We start from the raw sequence: 6400 nt of genomic DNA on the forward strand, positions 1-6400 counted from the left end.
CTCGATCAGGATGGCGCGGTCGGCCCCCATCGCGAGCGCGTTCCTGAGCGTCTCCTGCGCCTGTTTGACCCCGATCGAGACCACGACCACCTCGGTCGCGATCCCCTTCTCTTTCAGCCGGATCGCCTCTTCCACCGCGATCTCGTCGAACGGGTTCATCGACATCTTAACATTCGCAAGATCAACACCGCTGCCGTCCGCCTTCACGCGAACCTTAACGTTGTAGTCAATAACCCGTTTGACAGGCACCAACACCTTCATGCGCCACATCTCCATCTCTGCGGGCGCGGGTGCGCCCTCGCAAGCTCCCGGCAGGTTGTTAGCGCAGGGGAGGACGATAAAACAGAGGAAATGCGACAGGATCGGATCGCACTACGTCGCATTAGTGATGCGAAACTCCGATCAGCCGGCCGTGGCGTGCCCCGGGGCCGTTCGGCAAGCGCAGGCGGCCAGTTCGCCGGGAGGGCGTCGGCGATGCGGCGGGCGGCGATGCGAAGGGGCGCGGTGCGCTCAGCCTGCCGCGGCGTCCCCCCGCGTCAGGCCGGGAACCCAGAGCACGTCGCTCTTGCCGTCGTCATTGGCGATGCGCCCGGCGACGAAGAACCAGTCCGACAGGCGGTTCAGATAGCGTACCGCCTCGGGGTTCACATCCTCGGCCGCGGCCAGTTCCACCGCAAGGCGCTCGGCGCGGCGGCAGACGGTGCGGCACAGATGCAGCTGCGCGGCAAGCGCGCTGCCGCCGGGCAGGATGAAGCTGCGCAAAGGCGTAAGCCGCGCGTTCATAACGTCGATTTCGCTTTCCAGCCGCGCGACCTGGGGCGCGATCATCCGCAGCGGCGTATAGGAGAGCGTTTCGTCGAGATGGCGGTCGGGGGTGGCGAGATCGGCGCCGAGGTCGAACAGATCGTTCGAGATCCGCGCCAGTGCCGGGGCCATATCCTCACCGGCATGCAGCCGCGCGAGGCCGACGGTGGCATTGGTCTCGTCCACCGTGCCATAGGCCGAGACCCGCAGCGAATGTTTGGCCACGCGGCTGCCGTTCGACAGCGCGGTCTCGCCCTTGTCGCCGGTACGGGTGTAGATTTTCGACAGGACGACCATGGTTCTCTCCAGTACTTCAGCCGCGGCGGATCCAGGCGAAGGCGACGATCAGCGCCACCGCCACGAATTGCGCCAGCAGCCGCCAGCGCATGATGCGATTCGCATTGCGGCGGTTGAATTCGCCGCCGCGCGCGAAAGTGCCGATCCCGAAGACAAGGATCGCGGCAACCGCCAGCGCCGCGGCGGCGGCGGTCAGGAAAAGCGGATCTCTCAGCATGGCGGCACCTCCGGGGTTGCTGGTTCCGGTTTAGGCCAGACGCTCGCCAATGCGAAGCGCGAAATGGTCGTTTCAGCCTTTGGTGATCAGCCAGTCGAGCAGGGGCCGCGGCAAAATCCAGCGCGCGAAGGCCATCAGATATGTCGCCCGGGTGACATAATAGCGCGCCCGGGGCCGGGGGCTTTCCAGCGCCTTCACCAGTTGCGCCGTCACGGCTGCGGGGGGCAGCTCGAACCTGTCGGGGGCATCCTTCGCTTTATACAGCCGGTGCAGCAGGCTGCGGTATTCTTCGGCGCGGGGCGAGTTCTCCCAGTCGATCCATTTCTCGAAATGCGGGATCGAGTTTTCGCGGATGCGGCTGGTGATCGGGCCGGGCTCGATCAGCACGACGCCGATCCCGGTGCCGCGCATCTCCAGCCGCAGCACATCGGTCATGCCCTCCATGGCGAATTTCGTCGCCACATAGGCGCCGCGCCATTTCATCGGCACGAGGCCCAGCACCGACGAGCAGTTGACGATCCGGCCCGCGCCCGCCGCGCGCATCATCGGGATCACCCGGCGCGCAAGGTCGTGGTATCCGAAGAGATTGACCTCGAATATCTCGCGCAGGGCGCCGCGCGGCAGGTCTTCCAGCGCGCCGGGGCAGGCGAAGGCGCCGTTGTTGAACAGCGCGCCGAGGCGGCCGTTGTTCAACTCCCGCACCCGTTCGACGGCCTGCGCGATGCTGGTCTCGTCGGCATAGTCGAGCACGAAGCTCTCAAGCCCTTCGGCGCGCAGCCGGTCGCAATCGGCCTCTTGCCGGCAGGTGGCGAAGACCCGCCAGCCGCGCGCTTTCAGCCCGCGGGCGGCGTCAAGCCCGATGCCCGAGGAGCATCCGGTGATCAGAATCGATTTGTCCATGGTTCTGCCCGTTTTTTGCCCACAGCCTTAGGGGCAAAACGCGGGCGGCGTCAAACCTGCCGTGACGGTCAGTAACCGGCAGGTTCCAGAAAGCGGGCGGCGACATAGCCCCGGATGCCGTCGCCTTCGATGGCGACCTCGGCCCATTCGGAACCGGCGGTGCCGATCACGCGCACCGCCTCGCCATCATAGAGCTTGCCCACGACTTCGGCCCCGGTCGAAGGCCCGAGGCGGACATTGACCGAACTGGCGCTGACGATGCGGATGTCGTCGCCCCTGGCGGTTCCGGGGGCGGTGTTCAGCGCGCCGCCATCGGTCGGATCGGCGTAAAGCGATTGCGCGGCTTCCGCCGGTTCCGCGCTCTCGTCCAGCGTCGCGCGGTCGCCGCCGAGGCCGGGCAGGGCGGACAGGGTGAAGACCGGCTTTGCCGCGGGTTCTTCCGCGGGAAGCGGTTCCTCTTTCGGCACGCTGGCGATCTTCGGCGCCTCGATCAGTTCGACCGGCGGCGGCAGGGCGGCTGCAAAGCCTTCGGGCTCGGGCTGCGGCGCGGCGACCACCGTGGGCGAGAAGCTCCGCTCCAGCCTCACGATCTGTTCCCCCCCGGCCACCGCGCGCGCCAGCCCCGGGCGCATCTGGCCGCGGTCGTTCCCCGCGATCAGCAGGGTGACGAACATGGCCGCAGAAAGCAGCAGAACGGGACGGAACATGGGATTCACCGGAAATCTTGCAGCAGCAGGACCTTGTTAGCATAACTTTCCGCGAAGGTTCAGGGGGAAAATCCGGCCCCCGCGGTGAAAGGCGGGGTGCCGCGCGCGAAATCCGTCTGGACCAGCGGCGGGCCGCGCAATACACAAGATCCATGTCCGACGAAGACGAAGAACCCATATCCGGTGGTCTGACGCTTTCCGAGCCGCTGTCGCGCGCCATCGGCGAGCGCTATCTGACCTATGCTTTGTCCACCATCATGCACCGGGCGCTGCCCGATGCGCGCGACGGGCTGAAGCCCGTGCACCGGCGCATCCTGTTCGCCATGCGCGAGCTGCGGCTGACCGCGACCGGGGGCTTCCGCAAATCCGCCAAGATCTCGGGCGATGTGATGGGCAACTATCACCCGCACGGCGACAGCGCGATCTACGATGCGATGGCGCGGCTGGCGCAGGATTTCAACGTCCGTTACCCGCTGGTCGACGGCCAGGGCAATTTCGGCAATATCGACGGCGATAACCCCGCCGCTTCGCGCTACACCGAGGCCCGGCTGACCGCGCTGGCCGAGACGCTGATGGAGGGGCTGGCCGAGAACGCGGTCGATTTCCGCCCCAATTACGACGGCACGCTGGAAGAGCCGGTGGTGATGCCCGCCGCCTTCCCGAACCTGCTGGCGAACGGCTCTTCGGGGATCGCCGTGGGGATGGCGACCAATATCCCGCCGCACAACCTGGACGAACTGATCCATGGTTGCCATGCGATGCTGAAAGATCCCGACATCAGCGTCGAAGGGCTGATGGAGCATATCCCCGGCCCGGATTTCCCCACCGGCGGCGTGATCGTCGAGCCGAAGGAGTCGATCCGCGACTCCTATGAGACCGGGCGCGGCGCCTTCCGCATCCGGGCGAAATGGCAGGTCGAGGATCTGGGCCGCGGTCAGTGGCAGATCATCGTCACCGAGATCCCCTATCAGGTCCAGAAATCCAGGCTGATCGAGAAGCTGGCCGAGGTGATCCAGCTGAAGAAGGTGCCGCTGCTCGCCGATGTGCGCGATGAAAGCGCCGAAGACATCCGCATCGTGCTGGAGCCGCGGGCGCGCACCGTCGATCCCGACATGCTGATGGGGATGCTGTTTCGCAACTCGGATCTGGAGACCCGGTTCAGCCTGAACATGAACGTGCTGATCGACGGAAGGGTGCCGAAGGTCTGCTCGCTGAAAGAGGTGCTGCGCGCCTTCCTCGACCACCGGCGCGAGGTGTTGCGCCGCCGCTCGACCCACCGGATCGAAAAGATCGACCACCGGCTTGAGGTGCTGGAAGGCTTCATCATCGCCTATCTGAACCTCGACCGGGTGATCGACATCATCCGCTACGACGAGGATCCGAAGGCGGCGCTGATGCGTGAGACCTGGGGCGGCGTGTTCCCGCGCGCGCTCAGCGAAAAGGATTACGTCGGCCCCGGCCCGGGCGAGGGCGAGCTGAGCGAAGTTCAGGCCGAGGCGATCCTGAACATGCGGCTGCGGTCCTTGCGCCGTCTGGAAGAGATCGAACTGCGCCGGGAACGCGATTCGCTGATGGCGGAACGCGCGGGCCTTGCCGACCTGCTGGAAAGCGAAAAGCGCCAGTGGAAGAAGATCGGCGAGGAGCTTGAGGAGATCCGCAGGAAATTCGGCAAGGGAACCGCTCTGGGCGACCGCCGTTCGGCCTTCACCGAGGCGGGCGAGGTCGAGGACGTGCCGTTCGAGGCGATGATCGAGCGCGAGCCGGTCACGGTGATCTGCTCGAAGATGGGCTGGATCCGCGCGCTCAAGGGCCATGCCGATCTGAGCGCCGAGCAGAAATACAAGGACGGCGACGGGCCGCGTTTCGCCTTCCACGCCGAGACCACCGACAAGATCCTGATCGTGGCCGAGAATGGCCGGTTCTACACGCTTCTGGGCGCCAACCTGCCTGGCGGCCGCGGCATGGGAGAGCCGGTGCGGCTGATGATCGACCTGCCCAACGACACCGGGATCACCGATATGATCCTGTTCCGCCCGGGCGAGAAATACATGGTCGCCTCGACCGCGGGCGACGGTTTCGTGGTCCCGGCCGAGGAACTGGTGGCGCAGACCCGGGCCGGCAAACAGGTGCTGACGGTGAAGGACGGCGCGCGCGCCGCGCTCTGCCGCCGGGTCGCGGGCGATCACGTCGCGGTGGTGGGCGAGAACCGCAAGCTGCTGGTGTTCCCGCTGGTGCAGCTTCCCGAGATGAACAAGGGGAAGGGCGTGCGGCTTCAGAAATACAAGGACGGCGGGCTGTCGGATGCGGTGACCTTCGCGCTGACCCAGGGCCTGTGCTGGAAGGATCCGGCCGGGCGCACCCGCACCGAGACCGATCTGAACGAATGGCTCGGGCCACGGGCCGGCGCGGGCAAGATGGCGCCGCGCGGCTTCCCCCGCGACAACCGCTTCAACTAGGCGACCGTTTCAGCCAGACGGGCGTTTCACCTGACGCGCGCCCGGAATTTTTGAAAATTCCGGGCCGGTTTCTTTGAAGAAACCGGCGCTGACGCGACGCCCCGCCTCTTGCGCGCCCGTTGCGGCGGCGGCCCGGCTCGGGTATCCCCGGGGAAACGATCCGACGGAGACCGCCCTTGATCCTGCGCCTGTCCGCCGCCCTCTTGCTGACGTTGCTCGCCGCCTGCGGGGCGAAGAACGATCTGAAGGATCCGCCGGTTCCGCTGGGCGATTTCGTCCTCGGCCATAATATCATCGTCGCCGAGAATGTGCAGAAGGTGCCGATCTCGCGCGATGCCAGCCCCGCGGAATGGGAGCAGGCGATGAAACAGGCCGTCGCCGACCGCTTCGGCCGCTACGAGGGCAGCCGGATCTACAACATCGGCATCTCGGTCGACGGCTATGCGCTGGCGCCCCCGGGCATCCCGGTGGTCGCGGCGCCGAAATCTGTCCTCGTCATCACCGCCAATATCTGGGACGACGCCGCCGAGAAGAAGCTCAACCCCGAGGGCCATCAGATCACCGTTTTCGAGAGCCTCTCGGGCGAGACGGTGATCGGCACCGGCCTGACGCGCACCAAGGCCCAGCAGATGGAGGCCCTGAGCTTCAACGCGGCGAAGAAGGTCGAGGACTGGCTGCTGGAACATCCCGAATGGTTCGGCATGACGCGCGGGGAACTCGACGCGGCGCTGAAAGAGCGCGAGGCCAGGATCGCCGCCGCCCCGCCCGAGGAGACGCCGGCCGGGGATCCTGCCCCCGCGGGGGCGGCGGAAGCGGGCGCGGATGCCAACTGAGGCTTGATTTTCTCAGCCCGTCCCGGTAGATCGCCGCCCGAGTGAACCATGGGCGCCCGGGGACGGGGGTCCGCAGCAGCAAGGGCGGCCACGATGGCAAAGGCAAAGTTTGAACGGAATAAACCGCACGTCAACATCGGGACGATCGGTCACGTTGACCACGGCAAGACGACTCTGACGGCTGCG

Annotated in this window: 8 protein-coding genes; 3 read left to right on the plus strand and 5 right to left on the minus strand. The window is 66.4% G+C overall.

From position 1 onward, the window contains the following. The 5 genes from XINFAN_RS04005 to XINFAN_RS04025 all read right to left on the minus strand — a co-directional run. A partial coding sequence (locus XINFAN_RS04005; protein WP_435530845.1) for an electron transfer flavoprotein subunit beta/FixA family protein occupies positions 1–261 on the minus strand: 261 nt, incomplete at its 3' end. A gap of 249 nt (positions 262–510) precedes the next feature. Beyond that, the gene (locus XINFAN_RS04010; protein ID WP_124085204.1) at positions 511–1101 is read right to left on the minus strand and encodes a cob(I)yrinic acid a,c-diamide adenosyltransferase; all 591 of its coding nucleotides are present in this window, start codon (positions 1099–1101) and stop codon (positions 511–513) included. Positions 1102–1117: 16 nt separating this feature from the next. Continuing rightward, positions 1118–1318 (minus strand): twin transmembrane helix small protein, encoded by a 201-nt coding sequence (locus XINFAN_RS04015; protein WP_124085205.1) that lies wholly within the window; start codon positions 1316–1318, stop codon positions 1118–1120. Between the two features lie 72 nt (positions 1319–1390). After that, entirely contained in the window at positions 1391–2218 is an 828-nt protein-coding gene (locus XINFAN_RS04020) for an SDR family NAD(P)-dependent oxidoreductase (protein ID WP_124085206.1), read from the minus strand. A 68-nt stretch (positions 2219–2286) separates the two neighbouring features. Continuing rightward, positions 2287–2925, minus strand: a complete 639-nt coding sequence (locus XINFAN_RS04025) for an SH3 domain-containing protein (protein WP_124085207.1) — start codon at positions 2923–2925, stop codon at positions 2287–2289. 152 nt (positions 2926–3077) lie between these two features. Between XINFAN_RS04025 and XINFAN_RS04030 the strand changes: the two genes are divergently transcribed. From XINFAN_RS04030 to XINFAN_RS04040, 3 genes are all read left to right on the plus strand, one after another. Then, positions 3078–5381, plus strand: coding sequence for a DNA topoisomerase IV subunit A (locus XINFAN_RS04030; RefSeq protein WP_124085208.1), 2304 nt, complete (start codon positions 3078–3080; stop codon positions 5379–5381). Positions 5382–5557: 176 nt separating this feature from the next. Beyond that, positions 5558–6214: a hypothetical protein gene (locus XINFAN_RS04035; RefSeq protein WP_233352119.1), complete on the plus strand. Its 657-nt coding sequence runs from the start codon at positions 5558–5560 to the stop codon at positions 6212–6214. A gap of 93 nt (positions 6215–6307) precedes the next feature. Beyond that, on the plus strand, positions 6308–6400 hold a 93-nt coding region (locus XINFAN_RS04040), incomplete at its 3' end, for a GTP-binding protein (protein WP_018590913.1).

This window comes from Pseudogemmobacter humi (assembly GCF_900609055.1).
Lineage (GTDB): Bacteria > Pseudomonadota > Alphaproteobacteria > Rhodobacterales > Rhodobacteraceae > Pseudogemmobacter > Pseudogemmobacter humi.